This window comes from Kitasatospora sp. NPDC057940, from assembly GCF_042887425.1.
Classification (GTDB): Bacteria; Actinomycetota; Actinomycetes; order Streptomycetales; family Streptomycetaceae; genus Kitasatospora.
On the sequence record NZ_JBHVPH010000047.1, the window covers coordinates 1 to 19,982 of the forward strand.

The 19,982-nt window shown below is 73.2% G+C and carries 19 protein-coding genes and 1 pseudogene; 18 read left to right on the top strand and 2 right to left on the bottom strand.

The genetic code is table 11. The features are described 5' to 3' along the window. The 3 genes and pseudogenes from ACFVTF_RS36825 to ACFVTF_RS36835 form a co-directional block, all read left to right on the top strand. Positions 1-410 (top strand): annotated as a pseudogene (locus ACFVTF_RS36825) (NmrA family transcriptional regulator); the annotation flags it as partial. A gap of 181 nt (positions 411-591) precedes the next feature. Continuing rightward, a complete protein-coding gene (locus ACFVTF_RS36830; protein ID WP_063350756.1) occupies positions 592-1,185 on the top strand; it encodes a DUF1772 domain-containing protein in 594 nt (197 codons plus the stop codon). A gap of 210 nt (positions 1,186-1,395) precedes the next feature. Continuing rightward, a complete protein-coding gene (locus tag ACFVTF_RS36835) occupies positions 1,396-2,100 on the top strand; it encodes a polysaccharide deacetylase family protein (protein ID WP_387818459.1) in 705 nt (234 codons plus the stop codon). Positions 2,101-2,187: 87 nt separating this feature from the next. Here ACFVTF_RS36835 and ACFVTF_RS36840 read toward each other — a convergent pair whose 3' ends face one another. Next, the gene (locus ACFVTF_RS36840; protein WP_063350758.1) at positions 2,188-2,682 is read right to left on the bottom strand and encodes a DUF1772 domain-containing protein; all 495 of its coding nucleotides are present in this window, start codon (positions 2,680-2,682) and stop codon (positions 2,188-2,190) included. A gap of 163 nt (positions 2,683-2,845) precedes the next feature. Between ACFVTF_RS36840 and ACFVTF_RS36845 the strand changes: the two genes are divergently transcribed. The 4 genes from ACFVTF_RS36845 (at position 2,846) to ACFVTF_RS36860 (ending at position 8,003) form a co-directional block, all read left to right on the top strand. Next, positions 2,846-3,853 carry an AraC family transcriptional regulator gene (locus ACFVTF_RS36845; protein WP_350886904.1) on the top strand — a complete coding sequence of 336 codons (1,008 nt, stop codon included), beginning with the start codon at positions 2,846-2,848 and terminating at the stop codon, positions 3,851-3,853. Positions 3,854-4,033: 180 nt separating this feature from the next. Continuing rightward, positions 4,034-5,194: an SGNH/GDSL hydrolase family protein gene (locus ACFVTF_RS36850; protein WP_387818461.1), complete on the top strand. Its 1,161-nt coding sequence runs from the start codon at positions 4,034-4,036 to the stop codon at positions 5,192-5,194. 70 nt (positions 5,195-5,264) lie between these two features. Continuing rightward, positions 5,265-5,879, top strand: coding sequence for a hypothetical protein (locus ACFVTF_RS36855; protein WP_387818463.1), 615 nt, complete (start codon positions 5,265-5,267; stop codon positions 5,877-5,879). A 147-nt stretch (positions 5,880-6,026) separates the two neighbouring features. Then, positions 6,027-8,003, top strand: a complete 1,977-nt coding sequence (locus tag ACFVTF_RS36860; protein ID WP_387818465.1) for a LamG-like jellyroll fold domain-containing protein — start codon at positions 6,027-6,029, stop codon at positions 8,001-8,003. 43 nt (positions 8,004-8,046) lie between these two features. Here ACFVTF_RS36860 and ACFVTF_RS36865 read toward each other — a convergent pair whose 3' ends face one another. Next, entirely contained in the window at positions 8,047-9,300 is a 1,254-nt protein-coding gene (locus tag ACFVTF_RS36865) for an SLC13 family permease (protein WP_387818508.1), read from the bottom strand. 176 nt (positions 9,301-9,476) lie between these two features. Between ACFVTF_RS36865 and ACFVTF_RS36870 the strand changes: the two genes are divergently transcribed. The 11 genes from ACFVTF_RS36870 to hypF all read left to right on the top strand — a co-directional run bounded on the left by ACFVTF_RS36870 (position 9,477) and on the right by hypF (position 19,954). Then, positions 9,477-10,532, top strand: coding sequence for a hydrogenase expression protein HypE (locus ACFVTF_RS36870; protein ID WP_371522449.1), 1,056 nt, complete (start codon positions 9,477-9,479; stop codon positions 10,530-10,532). 87 nt (positions 10,533-10,619) lie between these two features. After that, entirely contained in the window at positions 10,620-12,404 is a 1,785-nt protein-coding gene (locus ACFVTF_RS36875) for a nickel-dependent hydrogenase large subunit (protein WP_371522451.1), read from the top strand. Beyond that, the gene (locus tag ACFVTF_RS36880) at positions 12,401-12,862 is read left to right on the top strand and encodes a thioredoxin (protein WP_387818468.1); all 462 of its coding nucleotides are present in this window, start codon (positions 12,401-12,403) and stop codon (positions 12,860-12,862) included. Before ACFVTF_RS36875 ends, ACFVTF_RS36880 begins: the two co-directional genes overlap by 4 nt. Further along, positions 12,859-13,506 carry a DUF5947 family protein gene (locus tag ACFVTF_RS36885; protein ID WP_387818470.1) on the top strand — a complete coding sequence of 216 codons (648 nt, stop codon included), beginning with the start codon at positions 12,859-12,861 and terminating at the stop codon, positions 13,504-13,506. Before ACFVTF_RS36880 ends, ACFVTF_RS36885 begins: the two co-directional genes overlap by 4 nt. Further along, entirely contained in the window at positions 13,503-14,219 is a 717-nt protein-coding gene (locus ACFVTF_RS36890) for a DUF6084 family protein (RefSeq protein ID WP_387818472.1), read from the top strand. Before ACFVTF_RS36885 ends, ACFVTF_RS36890 begins: the two co-directional genes overlap by 4 nt. Continuing rightward, a complete protein-coding gene (locus ACFVTF_RS36895; protein WP_387818474.1) occupies positions 14,216-15,586 on the top strand; it encodes a hypothetical protein in 1,371 nt (456 codons plus the stop codon). Before ACFVTF_RS36890 ends, ACFVTF_RS36895 begins: the two co-directional genes overlap by 4 nt. After that, positions 15,583-16,098 (top strand): hydrogenase maturation protease, encoded by a 516-nt coding sequence (locus ACFVTF_RS36900; protein WP_387818476.1) that lies wholly within the window; start codon positions 15,583-15,585, stop codon positions 16,096-16,098. The genes ACFVTF_RS36895 and ACFVTF_RS36900 overlap by 4 nt, the downstream gene beginning before the upstream one ends. Continuing rightward, positions 16,092-16,205, top strand: a complete 114-nt coding sequence (locus ACFVTF_RS36905; protein WP_387818478.1) for a DUF6893 family small protein — start codon at positions 16,092-16,094, stop codon at positions 16,203-16,205. The genes ACFVTF_RS36900 and ACFVTF_RS36905 overlap by 7 nt, the downstream gene beginning before the upstream one ends. A 217-nt stretch (positions 16,206-16,422) precedes the next feature. Next, a complete protein-coding gene (hypA, locus tag ACFVTF_RS36910; protein ID WP_387818480.1) occupies positions 16,423-16,803 on the top strand; it encodes a hydrogenase maturation nickel metallochaperone HypA in 381 nt (126 codons plus the stop codon). A 5-nt stretch (positions 16,804-16,808) separates the two neighbouring features. After that, positions 16,809-17,624 (top strand): hydrogenase nickel incorporation protein HypB, encoded by an 816-nt coding sequence (gene hypB / locus ACFVTF_RS36915; RefSeq protein ID WP_387818482.1) that lies wholly within the window; start codon positions 16,809-16,811, stop codon positions 17,622-17,624. Then, entirely contained in the window at positions 17,621-19,954 is a 2,334-nt protein-coding gene (gene hypF / locus ACFVTF_RS36920) for a carbamoyltransferase HypF (protein WP_387818484.1), read from the top strand. Before hypB ends, hypF begins: the two co-directional genes overlap by 4 nt. Positions 19,955-19,982: the final 28 nt, after the last annotated feature.

Genomic DNA, 19,982 nt, shown 5'->3' on the forward strand with positions numbered 1-19,982 from the left:
ATCCGGTGCTGGCGGGGGAGTTGGCGTTGCCGGTGGGGGGTGCGGTGGAGCCGTTCGTGGATGCGGAGGACATCGCGGATGTGGCGGTGGCGGCGTTGACGGAGGCGGGGCATGCGGGGGAGGTGTACGAGTTGACGGGGCCGCGGTTGCTGTCGTTCGCGGATGTGGCGGTGGAGTTGTCGCGGGCGACGGGTCGTGAGGTGCGGTTCGAGGCGGTGTCGGAGGCGGTGTACCGGGGGGTGTTGGAGGAGGCGGGTCTGCCGGGGGACTTCGCGGAGCTGTTCTCGGTGATCCTGGACGGTCGTAACGCTTCGTTGGGGGACGGGGTGCGGCGGGCGTTGGGGCGTGAGCCGCGGGACTTCGCCGACTTCGCCCGCGAGGCCGCCGCGTCCGGGGTCTGGGACGTGTGAGCCGCCCACCGCGCCGCACAACTCGCAGACCAGTCAGTTTCGTTGATCGTCGGTGCCGGGCCTCGCCGACTTCCTGACCGTCCATCCGGGTCGAACCCGGGAGCGGTACGGAAGCCGGTGCCCGGGCACCGTGGTGGCCCCCGCGCTGGGCGGGGGCCGGGGAGAAATCGAAGGATTACCGATGCGCTCGAACCAGACCGCGACTCCAGCTTCCTACTCCGCTCCATCCTCCTTCGGCGGCCTCGCGCCGGGCGCCTCGGCGGCCCCCGCCGCACGGAGCAAGGCCGCCGGGCCCGTCCTGGCGGGCGCCACCATCGCGATGGGCCTGATGGCGGGCCTGTTCTTCGCCTTCGACGTGTCCGTGATGCCGGGCCTCGCGGCGGGCGACGACCGGACGTACGTGACGGCGATGCAGCACATCAACAAGTCGATCGAGAACGGGATGTTCGGCCTGGTCTTCGTCGGCGCCTTCGTGGCGACGGGCGTGGCGGCCTGGCTCCAGCACAAGGCCGGGCGCCGGCAGGCGGCGCTGTGGGCCGCCGGGGCGACGGTGCTCTACGTGGTGGCCCTGATGGTCACCATGGGCGTCAACATCCCGCTCAACAACCAGCTGGCGCAGGCCGGTGACCCGTCCCAGATCACCGACTTCGCGGGCGTGCGCGCCAAGTTCGAGGGCACCTGGGTGGCCACCAACATGCTCCGCACACTGCTCTGCACGGGCGGCTTGGCGGCCCTGACCCGGGCGCTGGTCCTGCACGGCCGCGCATCGCGCTGAACGGTCCGGCCCCGCAAAGGGGTTGCCGCCCCTGGTGGATCCCACCGGGGGCGGTCGCCGTGCCCGGAGCCCGTGCCAGGCCTGTTCCCGCCGCTGGTCAACCCGCCGATCAGCTGGCCGAATTCACCCCCGGCCGGTCGCGGCCGCGGCGCACCTCGGCGCAGACTGGTCGGTACAGGGCGGTTCCGGCACCAGGGGCAGGGGGCAGGCATGGCCGTACATTCCGGCAGGCGCAGGGCGGTTGGGCGGATTCGGACCGCGATCGGTGCACTCGCCGTCGCCCTGGTGGCGGGAGCGGCGGTCGCGGTGCCGGCCGCACCCGCCGAGGCGGCGGGCGCCAAGGCCGACAAGGGCGGGAAGGTCGTCTACCTCACCTTCGACGACGGCCCCAGCCCCACGTACACGCCGAGGATCCTCGGCATCCTCGCCCGCTACGGCGTGCGCGCGACGTTCTTCGAGATCGGGCAGAACGTCGCCGCCCATCCGGCGCTCACCGGGCAGGTCGCCCGGGCCGGCCACAGCGTGCAGAACCACTCCTGGTCGCACCCGGACCTGCGCCGGCTCTCGGCCTCCGCCGTCGACGCCCAGGTGGCGAACACGGACAAGGCGATCCGGGCCCGGACCGGCCGCACCCCGAGCTGCCTGCGCCCGCCCTACGGCGCGGTCAACGGCACGGTGCGCTCGCGCGCGGCGGCGCTCGGCAAGCAGGTCGTGCTCTGGTCGGTGGACCCGACCGACTGGTCCCGGCCGGGAACGGCGGCCATCCAGTCCCGGGTGCTGAAGAACGTCCGCCCGGGCTCGGTGATCCTGCTGCACGACGGCGGCGGAGACCGCAGCCAGACCGCCGCCGCGCTCCCGACGATCCTCTCCACCCTCAAGGCGCGCGGGTACACCTTCGGGACCCTCTGCGGCTAGGGCGGGACCAGGCCCGGATACGCCTTCGAACTCCCACGCCACGCGCGGGAGTTCGAAGGCGTATCCGGGGGCCGACCGGGCGCGGGGTCAGGCCTGGCCGTGCAGGATCAGCGCCCAGGCGAGGCAGGCGACGGCGGCGGTGCAGAGCAGGGCGCGCAGCACGTTGAAGCGGACCCAGCGGGCTTCGAAGCGCCCCCGGACGGCGGCCGGGTCGGTGATGCGCCGGGGCTCGCCGCCGGCGGCGAGTTCGTCGTTGAGCGGGATGTTGACGGAGCGGGTGACGCCGATCGCGGCGATGTAGAGCACCAGGGCGGCCACGGTGGCGGGTAGCGCGTGGTGGCCGTCGGAGGGCAGGTGGAGGGCGACGGCGGCGCCGGTGGTGAGGAGCGCGCCGACGAAGCCGAGGACGAACCAGCCGTTCAGGATGGCCACGTTGATGCGCTGCATGACCTCGATGAAGGTGCGGTCCTCGACCCGCGCGAGCGCGGGCATGACCGAGCACGCGAAGGCGTAGAACAACCCGGCGGTCAGTCCACAGGTGACGGTGGCCGCCACCAGTGCGAGTGTGCGTGCCAGTTCCATCTTCGTAGCCCCTCACTGTCTCTGCGTATCTGCTATCTGCGTATCGGTTCGTCCCCCGTGCGCCGATCATCCGGCATCCGGGCCGCTCGGGCCACCTCGATCACTCAAGACCCTCTCAAATGACGAACCGTCAAATGATGTCTTGCCGTCTACACTTGGGGCCATGGACACTCTGACGGGACTCCTCGACGGCCCCAAGGCCCGTGGTGCGTTCCTGCTGCGCTCGATCCTCACCCCGCCGTGGTCGCTGCGGATCGAGGACCGGGCCCCGCTGTCGGTGGTGACGATGGTCCGCGGCGAGGCCTGGATCCTGCCCGAGCGCGGCACGCCGCTGCTGCTGCACCCCGGCGACGTGGCGATCGTCCGCGGCCCGGAGCCGTACACGGTGGCGGACGACCCGGACACCCCCGTGGACGTGATCGTCGGCCCCGGGCAGGTCTGCACGCGCGGCGGGGTGGACGTCTCCGAGGTGATGTCGCTCGGCGTCCGGACGTGGGGGCAGGGCCGGGAGGGTGACCAGGCGTCCTCGGTGGTCCTGTCCGGCACCTACCAGGCCGAGCACGAGATCGGCCAGCGCCTGCTCGCCTGCCTGCCCGCCCTGCTGGTGCGCCCGGCCGGCACCGGCGCCGACGACACCCTGGTGCACCTGCTGGCCGCCGAGATAGGGCGCAACGAGCCCGGTCAGGAGCTGGTCCTGGACCGCATCCTGGACCTGCTGGTCGTCTCCGTGCTGCGCTCCTGGCTCGCCGCCCCCGACTCCGGCGCCCCGGCCTGGTACCGCGCCCAGCACGACGCCGTCGTCGGGCCGGTGCTGCGGCTGATGCACGACGACCCGGCCACCGCCTGGACGGTCGCCGACCTTGCCCAGCGGGTCGGGGTGTCGCGGGCGGGCCTGGCCCGCCGCTTCACCGGCCTGGTCGGCGAGCCGCCGATGGCCTACCTGGCGGGCTGGCGGCTGGCCGTCGCCGCCGACCTGCTGCGCGAACCCGAGTGCACCGTCGCCTTCGCGGCCCGCAAGGTCGGCTACAGCAACGCCTTCGCCCTCTCGGCGGCCTTCAAGCGCGTCCGCGGCGTCAGCCCGCAGGAGCACCGCCGCCTCGCCGCGACGGGCGCCCCGGCCCAGCAGGCCGGCTTCTCCGGCCCGGCGGAGACGGTCATCCTGGCGGGCTGAGCCCCGGCCGCCGCCGACAGTCGCGACCGGGGAGTCCGAGACCGGGGAGTCCGCGACCAGGAATCCAAGGCCGTAATCCCATTTGCCTAAACATATTAGGCAATCCCATACTGGCTATAGCCGGATGACCGAAAGCACACGGCGCGGGCAGGACTCACCACAGAACCCGATGGAACAGCGATGAACACCTCTCTCACCACCCCCGTCACCGAGGCCCTGCTGCACGGCCACCTCGATGTCGAGCACACCGGACGCGGCCTGCTGCCGCACCGCCTGCCCGCCCGGGCCCGCCGGCAGATCCCCGACGAACAGCTCGCGATCGCCGAGTCCCAGCCCACCGGCGTCCGGCTGGCCTTCCGCACCCGCGCCACCGCGATCGACCTGCACACCGTCCCGACCAAGCGGGCCTACGTGGGCGTGCCCACCCCGCCCGACGGGGTGTACGACCTCCTCGTCGACGGGCAGCTGACGGCGCAGACCACGGTGTCCGGCGGCAACCTGCGCACCATCGACCTGGTCGCCGGCCGCGTCGAGCTGACCGAGGGCCCGCCCGGCACCGCCCGGTTCACCGGTCTGCCCGCACGGGACAAGACCGTCGAGATCTGGCTCCCGCACACCGAGACCACCGAACTCCTCGCCCTCGACACCGACGCCCCCGTCACCCCGGTCCCGGACGGCACCCGCCGTCGCTGGGTGCACCACGGCAGCTCGATCAGCCACGGCTCCAACGCCACCCACCCGACCGGCACCTGGCCCGCCCTGGCGGCGGCCGCGGGCGGCGTCGACCTGGTCAACCTCGGCTTCGGCGGCAGCGCGCTGCTCGACCCGTTCACCGCCCGCGCCATCCGCGACACCCCCGCCGACCTGATCAGCCTGAAGATCGGCATCAACCTCGTCAACGCCGACGTGATGCGCCTGCGCGCCTTCGTCCCGGCGGTGCACGGCTTCCTCGACACCGTCCGCGAAGGACACCCGGCCACGCCGCTGCTCGTCGTCTCCTCGATCCTCTGCCCGATCCAGGAGGACACCCCGGGGCCCCTCGCCGCCGACTTCAGCACCGGGGCACTGCGGTTCCGGGCCACCGGGGACCCGGCCGAGACCGCGGCGGGCCGCCTCACCCTCACCGTCATCCGGACCGAACTCGCCCGCATCGTCGCCGCCCGCGCCGCCGACGGCGACCTCAACCTGCACTACCTGGACGGCCGTTCGCTCTACGGCCGGACCGACCACGACGACCACCCGCTCCCCGACGACCTGCACCCGGACCAGGCCGGCCACCACCGCATCGCCGAGCACTTCACCCGCCTCGCCTTCGGAGACTCCGGCCCGTTCGCGGACTGACCCGCCCGCCGCCGCCCCCGTGCGCGACAATGATGCGATCAAGGGTCAATGGCCAAGGGGGAGAAGGACGATGAAGCGCGCGATGGCCTCGATGGCTGCGGGCCTGGCCGTGGCCGTGACGGCCGTGGCACTGGCCGGTTGCGGATCGGTGAGCGCACCGGGCGGCGCCTCCACCACCGCCACCACCGCGACCACCCCGACCCGAGAGCCCGGCCAGGCCGGAGCCGAGGCCCTGGCCCGCCACGACCGGCTCTTCCCCCAGGTCGCGGCGAAATGCGCGGGCGTCGCCGCCACACCGCCGTCCGCCCCGGCCGCCGCCCCCACGGGCGACGGCGGTACCTGGGCCGACAAGTACGCGGAGAACCACGCCTACAAACAGACCGTCAGGCTCCTGGCCGACGCCCAGTGCCGTGGCGAGGCCCACGCGGCACGGATCGCGGACGCCCTGCGGCCCGCCGGCACGTCGGCCGCCGTCGGCGAAGCCGGCCTCCGCGCGGCCCTCCAACGCCTCGGCTACCCGGCCGAGCTGGTCGACGTCCACACCTCCGCCGGCACTCCCGGCTTCGACCTCGAAATCCCCGAAGCCGTTCTCTGCGTGAGCGGCCTGCTGACCGCCAGGCCCGACATCCACCCGCACGGCATGTACCTGGACGGCGGCTGCACCGAACCGAAGGGCGGCCACTGACCAGGCCGCGGAAGCCGGTTGGGGGAGCGGCGGTCTGCGGGGGACGTTCCCCGGGCGTTCACCGTGCGGAGGCCGGCCGTCCGGTCGGCGGTCCGCGTCGTGCCCCTAACGTCGCGATCACCGCGCACGGCCCGAGGAGCTGCCCCGATGAACCACCACCAGAACGACCTTCCCCACGATGACCACGGATCGAGCTGCCCGCGGACTGTCGGGTTCGACTCCGACGCGCCGGCGGCGGCCGGACGCCGCGCCTTCCTGCGTGCGACGGGGCTGGTCGGCGCCGGGCTGGCGGTCCTCGGGGCGGGTTCCACGGCGACGGCGGCAGCGGCGGACGCGCCCGCCGACGCGACGGCCGACGCCTTCGGCGCGCCCGCCGCCGCGGACGACGGCCGGGGCGCCTGGGATCCCGACCCGGACGGCCCCCGCTTCTCCCTGGCGGTGATGCCCGACACCCAGTACCTCTTCGACGACGACCGGATCCACCCCGCCCCGCTGGAGGCCTCGCTGCGCCACGTGCTGGACGGCAGCGACGAGAACTTCGTCTTCCTCGCGCACCTGGGCGACGTCACCCAGAACGGCAAGGCCGAGGAGTTCGCCGCCGCGGGCAAGGCGTTCACCCTCCTCGACCGCCACGGCGCGGCCTACAGCGTCCTGGCCGGCAACCACGACGTCGGCTCGGGCAGCGACGACCAGCGGGGCCGGACGGCCTACCTGGACACCTTCAACCCGGCCCGGTTCGCCCGCTCGGCGACCTTCAAGGGCGCGAGCCCGGACGGCTACAACACCTACCACCTGTTCCGGGGAGCGGGCCGGGACTGGATGGTGCTCTCGCTGGACTGGCGGCTCTCCGACCGCGGCTTCGCCTGGGCGAACTCGGTGATCGCCCAGCACCCGACCGTGCCGGTCATCCTCACCACCCACGACCTCGCCTACGCCGACGACGGCGGCGCCGCCCAGCTGTCCGACCACGGGCACGCGCTCTGGGACAGGCTGATCAGCGGCAACGACCAGATCTTCCTCACCCTGAACGGCCACTACTGGCCGCCCGGCAGCACCACGCTGACCAACAAGGCCGGCCACGACGTCCACGTCCACATCACCAACTACCAGAACCGGTACTACGGCGGCGCGGCGATGATCCGCGCCTACCGCTTCGACCTGGACCGCAACACCATCGACGTGCGGACGTACTCGCCCTGGATCCAGCAGCTGGCCGCCGAGAAGGTCAACCGCCTCGCCAGCGAGGAGATCGAGCTGACCGGCCCGGTGGACAGCTTCTCGGTGCAGGTGGACTTCGCGCGGCGGTTCGCCGGCTTCGCCCCGGTCCCGGCCCGCCCGGCCCGCCCCGCGCGTCAGCTGACGATCCCGGGCACGGTCGCCTACTGGCGCTTCGACGGCGGACGGCCGGACGGCAGCGCCGTCGCCGACTCCCAGGTCGTCAAGGACCTGAGCGGTCACGGCAACGACCTCGTCCAGCAGACCGCCCCGGGCAGCCCGGCCGGGACGCTCACCTGGTCCACCGAGTCGCACCCCGACCAGCCCGGCCGCGGCAGCCTCCACTTCGCGGGCCGGGGCAAGCCGGTCCAGGGCGCCTACCTGCAGACCGTCGCCAAGGCCCCGATGAACGCCGACACCTTCCAGCAGGGCTACACCTTCGAGGCGTTCTTCAAGCTGCCGACCGACTGGGACGCCGGCCGCAACGCCTGGACGGCGCTGCTCAGCCGCTGGGGCACGAGCGGGGAGGCGGGGAAGAACGGCCCCGACACCGACCCGCAGGAGCCGGTCGCCACGCTCAGCCTGTCCGGCGGGCGGGAACTGCAGTGGTGCGTCTACCCGACCAACCTGAGCGGCCCCGTCACCAACTGGGGCCACGAACTGCCGCTCGGCGCCTGGTGGCACGTCGCGGTCGTCAACAACAAGCGGCTCACCCGGATGTACGTGAACGGCTGCGAGGTCGTCCGCAACCCCTCGACGCCGTCCGAGGGCCTCAGCACCCTCGGCCACCCCTGGCTGCTCGGCGGCTACGCGTACGGCGGCGCGCTCAACCAGGTGTTCCACGGCTGGATCGGCGACGTCCGCGTGGTCAACCGCCCCCTGCCGGTCCGGGACTTCATGATCTCCTGACACCCCGCGCCCCGGGGCGCCCGACCCACGGGCGCCCCGCCCGTCAGCCTCCCAGGGCCCGCAGCGACACCCACAGCGCCAGGACGGACAGCACCAGCGCCGACGGGACGGTGAGCAGGCCGAGGCGGGTGAACTCGCCCAGCCGGACGGTGCTCCCGTGCTGCTGGACGATCTTGCGCCACAGCAGGGTGGCCAGGGAGCCGGCGTAGGTGAGGTTGGGGCCGATGTTCACGCCGAGCAGCATCGCCAGCACCGCACCCGGGCCGGAGGCCGCCGTCAGCGGCAGGAGGACCAGGACGGCGGGCAGGTTGTTGATCACGTTCGCGAGGACGGCGGCCAGCACGGCGATCGCGAGCAGGGACGGCAGGCCGGTGCCGGTGGGGACCACGTGGCCGAGCGCGGCGGCGAGGCCGTTGTCGACGACGGCGCGGACGACGATCGCGAGGGCGACGACGAAGGCGAGGAACGGAACGTTCGCGGCCCGGACGACCGCCGTCGGCGTGATGCGGCGCCGGGCGAGCGCCCGGCCGGCCAGCACGAGGGCGCCCGCCGCGGCCGCCCACGCCGGATTGACGCCCAGTGCGGAGGTCAGGACGAACCCGCCGAGCGTGCAGGCCACCACGACGAGCGCGAACAGCGGCAGCTCGGGGGCCGCCTTTTCCGGTGGCGGCGGGGCCCCGCTGTCCAGGTCGGCGGCGAAGAACCGGCGGAAGACCACGTACTCGGCGCCGATCGCCACCAGCCACGGCAGGGCCATCAGCGCGGCGAACCGGGTGAAGCTCAGGCCGCTGGCCGCGAACGCCAGCAGGTTGGTCAGGTTGGACACCGGAAGCAGCAGCGACGCGGTGTTCGACAGGTGTGCGCAGGCGTAGACGTGCGGCTTCGGCCGGGCGCCGAGCCGGGTGGCGGTCGCGAAGACCACCGGGGTCAGCAGCACCACCGTCGCGTCCAGGCTCAGCACCGCGGTGATCACCGAGGACAGGGCGAACACCTGCACCAGCAGCCGTCCGGGCCGTGCGGCGGTCCGGGCCATCCACGCCCCGCAGGCGTGGAACAGCCCCTCCTCGTCGCACAGCTGTGCCAGTACCAGCACCGCCGCCAGGAACCCGACCACCGGCCCCAGCCGTTCGGCCTCCTCCAGTGCGTGCGCGGGCGATATCGCGCCGGTGGCGATCAGCAGGGCGGCGGCGGGCACCGCGACGGCGGCCTCGGGCCACCCCCACGGCCGGACGACGGCGCAGGCCAGCACGGCCAGCAGCAGTACCAGGGCCAGGCCCTCCGCGAGCGGGGTGTTCAGTGCGGGCTCCCTTCGGGACCAGCCGAGTCCGGCTGACGGCCACCCGGACGGGTGCGCCGGCTTGCGTCCCTTCGAGCGACCTGCCCGGTTCTCTGGACCGGCGGCCGGACTGAACTGCTGCTATGAATTTTTTGAGCCTATCTGTTCGGCTCCCGTTTTTTTGAGGAGGCATCCTCATGGGTGCGGTTGCAACAACTTCAGCCGACGCCGCCGTGGTGCACATTCTCTGGATCAATGCCGGTCTGAGCTGCGACGGGGACTCGGTCTCCCTGACCGCGGCGATGCAGCCCAGCATCGAGGAGATCGTCACCGGCGCACTCCCCGGCCTGCCGAAGGTCGCCGTCCACTGGCCGCTGATCGACTTCGAGTGCGGTCCGGTCCAGGGCGCGGACAACTTCGTGGAGTGGTTCTTCAAGGCGGACCGCGGCGAGCTCGACCCCTTCGTCCTGGTCGTCGAGGGTTCCATCCCGAACGAGACGATCAAGGAGGAGGGCTACTGGTGCGGTTTCGGCGACAACCCGGACACCGGCCAGCCGATCACCACCAGTGAATGGCTGGACCGCCTCACCCCCAAGGCCACCGCGGTGGTCGCCATCGGGACCTGCGCCACCTACGGCGGCATCCACGCGATGGCCGGCAACCCGACCGGTGCCATGGGCGTGCCCGACTACCTGGGCTGGGACTGGAAGTCCAAGGCGGGCCTGCCGATCGTCTGCGTGCCGGGCTGCCCGATCCAGCCCGACAACTTCGCCGAGACGCTGACCTACCTGCTGTACCAGCTGGCCGGTTCCGCGCCGATGATCCCATTGGACGACAAGCTGCGTCCGGCCTGGCTGTTCGGCGCGACCGTGCACGAGGGCTGCGACCGCGGCGGCTACTACGAACAGGGCCAGTTCGCCACCGACTACGGCACGCCCGAGTGCCTGGTGCGCCTCGGCTGCTGGGGCCCGGTCGTCAAGTGCAACGTCGCCAAACGCGGCTGGATCAACGGCATCGGCGGCTGCCCCAACGTCGGCGGCATCTGCATCGCCTGCACCATGCCGGGCTTCCCCGACAAGTTCATGCCGTTCATGGACCCGCCGCCCGGCTCCCGGGTCTCCACGGGCGCCAGCTCGGCGTACGGGGCGCTGATCCGCCGCCTGCGCACGATCACGGGCCGGACGGTCGACCAGGAGCCCAAGTGGCGCCACACCGGGCGCCGCCTGACCACCGGTTACCGCCCGCCGTGGTGACCCCTCTCCCTTCGGCCCGCCCGCCCCGCCCGGGGCGGGCGGGCCGTTGCAGAGCCTCCTCCCGCTGACAGAAGGGCATGACAGACGATGGCACCGACGACCAGGACGGCCGGCGACGGCAGCGGTCTGGTGGAGATGTCCTGGGACCCGATCACCCGGATCGTGGGCAGCCTGGGCATCCACACGAAGATCGACTTCAAGCAGAAGAAGGTCGCGGAGTGCTACAGCACCTCCTCGGTCTTCCGCGGCTACAGCGTCTTCATGCGCGGCAAGGACCCGCGCGACGCGCACTTCATCACCAGCCGGATCTGCGGCATCTGCGGCGACAACCACGCCACCTGTTCGGTCTACGCGCAGAACATGGCCTACGGGGTCAAGCCCCCGCACCTCGGCGAGTGGATCATCAACCTCGGCGAGGCCGCCGAGTACATGTTCGACCACAACATCTTCCAGGAGAACCTGGTCGGGGTCGACTACTGCGAGAAGATGGTCCGCGAGACCAACCCCGGCGTCCTGGAACTGGCCGAACGCACCGAGGCACCCCACGCCGGCGACCACGGGTACCGCACCATCGCCGACATCATGCGCTCACTGAACCCCATCGAGGGCGAGTTCTACCGCGAGGCGCTCCAGGTCAGCCGCTACACCCGGGAGATGTTCTGCCTGATGGAGGGCCGCCACGTGCACCCCTCCACCCTCTACCCCGGCGGCGTCGGCACGGTGGCCACCGTCCAGCTGTTCACCGACTACCTGACCCGGCTGATGCGCTACGTGGAGTTCATGAAGAAGGTCGTGCCGCTGCACGACGACCTCTTCGACTTCTTCTACGAGGCCCTGCCCGGCTACGAGGAGGTCGGCCGGCGCCGCGTCATGCTCGGCTGCTGGGGCAGCCTCAACGACCCGGACCACTGCGACTTCACCTACCGCAACATGACGGACTGGGGCCGGCGGATGTTCGTCACCCCGGGCATCGTGGTGGACGGCAAACTCGTCACCAACGACCTCACCGAGATCAACCTCGGCATCCGCATCCTGCTCGGCAGCTCCTACTACCAGGACTGGCAGGGCAAGGAGCTCTTCGTCACCCACGACCCGCTGGGCAACCCCGTCGACCCCCGCCACCCCTGGAACCAGCACACCATCCCGGCCCCGCAGAAACGCGACTTCGACGACAAGTACAGCTGGGTGATGTCCCCCCGCTGGTTCGACGGCAAGGACTACCTCGCCCTCGACACCGGCGGCGGCCCGATCGCCCGCCTGTGGTCCACCGCGCTCTCCGGACTGGTCGACATCGGCTACATCAAGGCCACCGGACACAGCGTGCAGATCAACCTGCCGCGCTCCATGACCAAGCCGGAGACCACCTTCGAGTGGAAGATCCCGCAGTGGAGCAACGCCATCGAACGCAACCGCGCCCGCACCTACTTCCAGGCCTACGCGGCCGCCGCCGCCCTGCACTTCGCCGAGAAGGCGCTCGACGAGGTCCGGGCCGGGCGCAGCCAGACCTGGGAGCGCTTCGAGGTGCCGGACGAGTCGATCGGCTGCGGCTTCACCGAGGCCGTACGCGGCGTGCTGTCCCACCACATGGTGATCCGGGACGGCAAGATCGCCAACTACCACCCCTACCCGCCGACCCCGTGGAACGCCAGCGTCCGCGACAGCTTCGGCACCCCCGGCCCCTACGAGGACGCCGTCCAGAACACCCCGATCTTCGAGGAGAACCCCCCGGAGACCTTCAAGGGCATCGACATCATGCGCGCCGTGCGCAGCTTCGACCCCTGCCTGCCCTGCGGCGTCCACATGTACCTGGGCGACGGCCGGACGGTGCAGACCATGCACGTGCCCACCGGGCTGAGCGGACTCACCGCATGACCCCGGAACAGGCGGGGGCCCGCATCCAGGAGGCCCTGGACCAACTGACCGGCGCCGACGCGCAGGAGGCCGGCGAGCACCTCGTCCGCGAACTGATGGCCCTCTACGGCGACGCCCTGGCCCGCCTCGTCCAGGCCCTGCCGCCCACCGCGCTGGCCCGGCTGCTGGACGAACCGTCACTGGCCGGGCTGCTCGTCCTGCACGACCTGCACCCCGAGGACGTCACCGCCCGCATCACCCGCGCACTCGCCACCCTGCCCGAACCGGTCGACCTCGCCGCCTTCGACCCCGCCACCGGCACCGCCCGGCTGCGCCGCACCCGCAGCGGCTGCGGGTGCGGCGAACAGGACATCGAGGACGCCCTGGCCTGCCACGCCCCCGAGGTCACCGCGGTCGAACTCGAACGCCCCGCGGAACTGCTGCAGATCGGCGCTCGGCCCCCGGCGGACCAGCGATGACCTTCCGCCAGCTCGACCGGCCCGGCACCGCGCTGCTGCGCCGGCTGCGGGAGCCCGCACCCCCGCAGCCGCAACGCTGCGAGTTCTGCGGCCGGCACCTGCCCGCCGAGCACCGCCACCTGGCGGACACCGACCAGCAGGCGCTCACCTGCGCCTGCACCGCCTGCGCCCTGCTGTTCCAGCAGCCCGGCGCGGCCGACGGCCGCTACCGCGCCGTCCCCGACCGCTACCTGACCGACCCGGCACACCCCCTCGGCGAGGACGCCTGGGCCGCCCTCGGCATCCCGGTCGCCACCGCGTTCCTGCTGCGCACCACACGCCAGCAGCGGTCCGTCCTGCTCTACCCCGGCCCGGGCGGCGCGACCGAGGCCGAACCCGACGAGGCCGCCTGGCAGGCCGCGCTCGGCGCCAGCCGCCTCCACGCCGCCCTGCGGCCGGACGTGGAGGCGCTGCTGCTGCGGCGCGACACCGACGGCATCCAGTGCTACCTGGTGCCGGTCGACGTCTGCTACGAACTCGTCGGCCGACTGCGGCGCTGCTGGAAGGGCTTCGACGGCGGGGCCGAGGCACGCGCCGAACAGACCGCCTTCTTCGACCGCCTGGCCGCCCGGTCCCGCGTCCTCCCCGAAGGCGGCGCCCGGTGACCTCGATCTCCTTCGCCTGCACCGGAGTGCGGGCCGACCCCTACGCCGCCGGGCCCGCCCTGGTCTTCCGGCTGCGCATCACCGCCCCCGCCGACGTGCGGGTGCACGCACTGGCGCTGCGCTGCCAACTGCGGATCGAACCGGCCCGGCGCCGCTACGGCGACGCCGAGGGCGGGCGGCTGACCGACCTGTTCGGCGAGCGCTCACGCTGGGCCGGCACCCTCCACCCGGTCCAGTTCGCCCAGGTCCCGCTGCTGGTCGGCGCGTTCACCGGCGAGACCGAGACCGACCTGGTGGTGCCCTGCACCTACGACATGGACGTCTCCGCCGCCCGCTACCTCGCCGCACTGGACGACGGGGACGTGCCGCTGCTGCTGCTCTTCTCGGGCACCGCCTTCGCCGGCCCCGGCGGCTTCCAGGTCACCCCGGTGGCCTGGGACCAGGAAGCCGCCGTGCGGATGCCGGTCAAGGTCTGGCGGGAGGCGATCGACGCGCACTTCCCGGGCTGCGGCTGGCTCCGGCTGCCCGCCGACCTGATGGCCGAACTGCTCGCCTACCGCTCCCGGCACGCCCTGCCGTCCTGGGAGGCCACCGTGCGCGAGCTGCTCGGCACGGCCCACGCTGCGAAGCCGCCGCGGACCACAGCGACGACCCATGCCTTGAAGCCACCCCAGGCCGCCGAGGCGGCCCAGACCGCGAAGGGGGAGCGGTGACCGCGCCCGCCCACGAGAGCGAGAACAGGTTCGCCCACGCCCGGCAGATCGCCGACGCCGTCCTGTTCGAGGGCTACGTGCTCTACCCCTACCGGGCGTCAGCGGCCAAGAACCGGCTGCGCTGGCAGTTCGGCGTCCTGACCCCGCCGCGCTACGGCGCCGACAGCGGCGAGCACTCCCACCAGCGCACCGAGTGCGTGATGGAAGCGCGCCAGGGCGACCGGCTGGCCGTCGAGCTGCGGTTCCTGCGCCTCCAGCGGCGGACGGTCCAGGAGGCCGGCCGACAGGGTGGATTCCGGACCGTCGATGAGCTGGAGCTCGCCGACCGGGTGCTCGTCCCCTGGGACGAAGGGGTCGAGGAGCGGATCGAACTCCTCATCCCGGTCGAGGAACTGGCGGCCGGCGAGGCCGTCCGCGGCTTCGAACTCGACGCGGCCGAGGACGAGGAGCCGCTCGTCGAGGACGGTGCGCTGGCCGGGCGGCTCCTGCGCCGCCGCGAACGGGTCCAGGGCCGACTGCGGATCACCGCCCAGGACGTACCCGGCCCCTACCGGGCGCAGCGGCTGACCGTCCTGGTGGAGAACACCTCCGACTGGGACCCGACGCCCGGCACCCGGCGCGAGGCCGCACTGGCACACGCCCTCGTCTCGGCCCACCTGCTGCTCGGCCTCGACCGCGGCTCCTTCCTCTCGGCGACCGACCCGCCCGAGTGGGCGGGCGAGGCGGTGCGCGCGTGCCGCAACGAGCACACCTGGCCCGTGCTGGCAGGCCCGCCCGGCAGCGGCAAGGTGCTGCTCTCCTCGCCGATCATCCTGGAGGACCACCCGCACATCGCGCCCGAGAGCCCCGGCGCACTCTACGACGCCACCGAGATCGACGAGATCCTCGCGCTGCGCACCGCGGCCCTGACCGAGCGGGAGAAGCGCGAGGCCCGGGGCACCGACGACCGGGCCGGCGCGGTGATCGACCTCGCCGACTCGATGCCCCCCGAGATCCTGGAGCGGCTGCACGGCGCCGTCCGGGGGCTGCGCGAACTCACCGATCCCGAAGCCGGGGCGGACCGGCCCTGGTGGGATCCGGGCAACGACCCGCAGACCGACCCCGAACGGGACGAGGTGGTGATCGACGGCCGACCGGTCGCCGCCGGCAGCCGGGTGCGGCTCCGGCCCGGGCGCCGCCGCACCGACGCCCAGGACGTGTTCCTGCACGGGCGCACCGCGCTGGTGGAGGCGGTGCTGCACGACGTCGACGGTTCGGTGCACCTGGCCGTCACCGTGGACGACGACCCGGGCGCCGACCTGTGGCGGGCGCAGGGCCGGTTCCGGTACTTCCAGCCGGACGAGGTCACCCCGGTGGAGGGGTCGTGAGCGCCGACCGGACCGCGCGGGTCCTGGTCGCCGGGGTCGGCAACATCTTCCTCGGCGACGACGGCTTCGGGGTCGAGACCGTCCGGCGCCTCGCCGCCCGGGAGCTGCCCACCGGCGTCGAGCTCCTCGACGTCGGCGTCCGCGGCGTGCACCTGGCCTACCAACTCCTCGACGGCTACCGGACGCTGGTGCTCGTCGACGCCACCGCGCGCGGCGGCGAGCCGGGGACGGTGTACCTGATCGAAGCGGACGCCGGACCGGTGGAATCGATGGTCCTGGACGGCCACCGGATGGGCCCGGACGCCGTGCTGGCCCTGCTCGCTACCCTGGCCGCCGGAACGGGCGGCACCGTGCCCGGGCGGGTCCTGGTGGTCGGCTGCGAACCCGCCTCGCTGGAGGAGGGAATCGGACTGAGCACCCCGGTGGCCGCCGCCGTCGACGAGGCGGTCGCCGTGATCCTGCGCGTCCTCACCACGGACGCACACACCCACAGAGAGGCGGCACCATGCTGAAGAACCTCGCCGTCGCGGTCGGCGCGGCCGTCCTGGCCGTGGCCGCGGCGCTGATCTGGCAGAGCCTTCCCGACCTGAGGCGCTACCTGCGGATCCGGCGGATGTAGGAGCGGAAGCGGTAGCGGAGCAGTACGCACGGGGGCCACCACCGGCGTGCTGCGAACAGGTAGTCACGGATGCGGCGGCGGCGCGGCTTCGAGCCGTTCCCGCCGCCGCACCCTGTAATGGGGCCTGTTGCTCACGGGGCCTGCTGCTCACGGAGCCCGGACACCGGGCCCGCGCCCCCAGGGAGCCGGGCGCCTCCAACCGCGGGAAACGAGACAGATGCACGAGATGTCGATCGCGACGGCCGTCGTCGACCAGGTGGACCGGGCCGCCCGCGCACACGGGGAGAGCGCCGTGGCCAGAGTCCGGCTGCAGGTCGGCGAACTGGCCGGAGTCGTCCCGTCGGCACTCGACTTCTGCTTCGAACTGGCCTGCGCCGGAACGCTGTTGGAAGGTGCGGTGCTGGAGACCGAGGCCGTCGCCGCACGGGCGAAGTGCACACCCTGCGGGGTCGAGTGGAGCGTCGGCATGCCGCCCGACCTGGGCTGCCCGCGCTGCGCCGGCGCCAGGGTCGAACTGCTGGCCGGGCGTGAACTGCAGATCCTCGGCGTCGAGTGGTCCGAGCCCCCGGCGGGCGCCCGGACCGATCAAGGAGGCTGAAACCGATGTGTCGCACCGTTGATCTCCGGCAGGCGGTTCTCGCCCGCAACGACGACGACGCCCGGCGGCTACGGGCGGAACTGGCCGCTCGGGGCACCGTCGTGGTGAACCTGCTGTCCAGCCCGGGCAGCGGCAAGACGGCGCTCCTGGAGGCCGAACTCGGCCTGGCCCGGGAGCGGGAGGTGCCCGTCGCGGCCCTCACCGCCGACCTCGCCACCGAGAACGACGCGCGCCGGCTGGCCCGTTCGGGCGCGCCGGTGAAGCAGGTCCTCACCGACGGCCTCTGCCACCTGGAGACGGCGATGCTGCGCGGGCACCTGGCCGGCTGGCTGCCGCCGGACACCCGGCTGCTGTTCGTCGAGAACGTCGGCAACCTGGTCTGCCCCGCCTCCTACGACCTCGGCGAGTCGCTGCGGGTCGTCCTCGCCTCGGTCACCGAGGGAGAGGACAAGCCGCTCAAGTACCCGACCGCCTTCGGACTGGCCAACCTGGTGCTGGTCACCAAGGCGGACCTCGCGGTCGCGGCGCAGTTCGACGAAGCAGCCTTCCTCGCGAGCGTCGCTCGGGTCAACCCGGGGGTGGAGGTGGTCTTCACCTCGGCCCGCACCGGGCAGGGCGCCGGGGCGCTGCTGGACCGGGCGCTCGCGGTGCTGGCCGGCGCGCAGGTCCACCGGCCGGTGATGGCCGGCGCGCACGACCACGACCACGGCAACCACCACCACGGCAACCACCACGACCACGACCACGATCACGACCACGGCAACGACCACGCCCACGCGGGGGCCCACGACCACCCGCACCCGGCCGTGGACCTGCCGTGACCACGGACCAGCAGCCGCCCCTGCTCCAGCGCCGCCGGGTCGCCGTGCGCGGACTCGTCCAGGGCGTCGGCTTCCGACCGTTTGTCTTCACCCTCGCCACCGAACTCGGGCTGTCCGGCAGCGTCACCAACACCGGCGAGGGCGTGCTCGCCGAGATCGAGGGCCCCGACGAGGCGGTGACGGCGTTCTGCCGGCGCATCGCCAGCGACGCGCCCCCGCTCGCCGACGTCGCCTCGGTGGACCACCAGCCGCTGGCCGTCACCGGCACACCGGGCTTCGTCATCACCCCCTCCCGCGCCGACGGACCGCACCGCACCCAGATCCCCCCGGACACCGCCACCTGCGCCGACTGCCTCGCCGAACTGGCCGACCCCGCCGACCGCCGCTACCGGCACCCGTTCATCAGCTGCACCAACTGCGGGCCCCGCCACACCATCGTCACCGCCCTGCCGTACGACCGGGCCAACACCACGATGGCGGCCTTCGCGATGTGCCCCGACTGCGCCCGCGAGTACGCCGACCCGGCCGACCGGCGCTTCCACGCCCAGCCCGTCGCCTGCCACACCTGCGGCCCGACCCTCACCCTGTCCGTCCCCGGGCTCCCCGTGCTCGACGGCGAGCAGGCGCTCACCGAGGCCCGGCGCCTGATCACCTGCGGAGCGGTCCTGGCCGTCAAGGGCATCGGCGGCTACCACCTGGCCTGCGACGCCACCGACGCGGACACCGTCGCCCTGCTGCGCCGACGCAAGCGGCGCGGCGACAAGCCCTTCGCCCTGATGGCCCGCGACCTCGACCGGCTCAGAGCCCTGGCGGCGGCCGGGGCGGTGGAGCTGGGGCCCGTCGAGGAAGACCTGCTCACCGGCCCGGTGCGGCCGATCGTGCTGCTGCGCCGGGGGGCACACCGGCTCGCGGAGCTGGAAGCAGCCGCTCCGCGCAGCCCCGACCTCGGCGTCCTGCTGCCGTACACCCCGCTGCACCACCTCCTGCTCGCCCCTCCCGGCCCCGGGCTGCTGGTCATGACCAGCGCCAACCTGTCCGGCGAGCCCATCGTGACGGACGACCGGGAGGCCCTCGCCCGCCTCGCCCCGCTGGTCGACGGCTGGCTCACCCACGACCGCCCCATCCACGTGCCCTGTGAGGACTCCGTGGTGCGGGTGGTGGACGGGCAGCCGCTGCCGGTACGGCGCTCGCGCGGCTACGTGCCGCTCCCGGTGCCCCTGCCGGTACCGGTGCGGCCCGCGCTGGCCGCGGGCGGCGACCTCAAGAACACCTTCGCGCTGGCCCGGGACGGCCACGCCTGGCTGTCCGGCCACCTCGGCGACATGGACGACCTCGCCACCCTCCGGGCCTTCGACCGCGCGGTCGACCACCTCGGCGCCGTCACCGGCGTGCAGCCCGAAGTGCTCGTCGTCGACCGCCACCCCGGCTACCGCTCCGCCCGGCACGTGCGCAGGTCGGCCCGGGGCCGTGAGGTGCGGTACGTCCAGCACCATCACGCGCACATCGCCTCGGTGATGGCCGAACACGGCCTCGACGGCACCCGGCCCGTGATCGGGATCGCCTTCGACGGCACCGGTTACGGAGTGGACGGCGCGGTGTGGGGCGGAGAGGCGCTGCTGGCGGACTACCGCGGCTTCCGGCGCCTCGCCGGACTCGACTACGTTCCGCTGCCGGGGGGCGACGCGGCCGTGGTGCGCCCGTACCGGATGGCGCTGGCCCATCTGCGGGCGGCAGGAATCCCGTGGGCGGCCGGCCTGCCGCCGGTGCGCTCCTGCCCGGCTGAAGAACTCCGACTGCTGTCACAGCAGTTGGACCGATCGGTGAACTGCGTGCCGACCTCCAGCATGGGCCGGCTGTTCGATGCGGTGTCCTCGCTGGCCGGGGTCTGCCAGAACGCCGGGTACGAGGCGCAGGCGGCGATCGAGCTGGAGGCGGCCGCCCTCGCGCACGGGCCGGCGGCCGGCCCGGGGGAGGGCTACGCGTTCCAACTCGTCGACGAGGGCGCGGTGGTGACCGCCCGACCGGGGCCGGTGCTGGCCGCGGTGGTGGCGGATCTGGCGGCAGGGGCGCCGCCCGGGTTGATCGCGGCCCGGTTCCATGCGGCGGTGGCCGCGCTGGTGCGGGCGGTCTGCGCCGGGATCAGGCGGCGGCACGGCACCGAGACGGTCGCGCTGAGCGGCGGCGTCTTCGCCAACGCGCTGCTGTCCTCGGCGTGCGCGCGGGGCCTGGCGGAGGACGGGTTCACCGTGCTGCGGCACCGCCGGGTGCCGCCCAACGACGCGGGGCTCGCGCTCGGCCAGTTGATGGTGGCGGCGCGGGCCGACGGCTGAGTGGCCGCCCGCACGGAGTTCGGCAGGT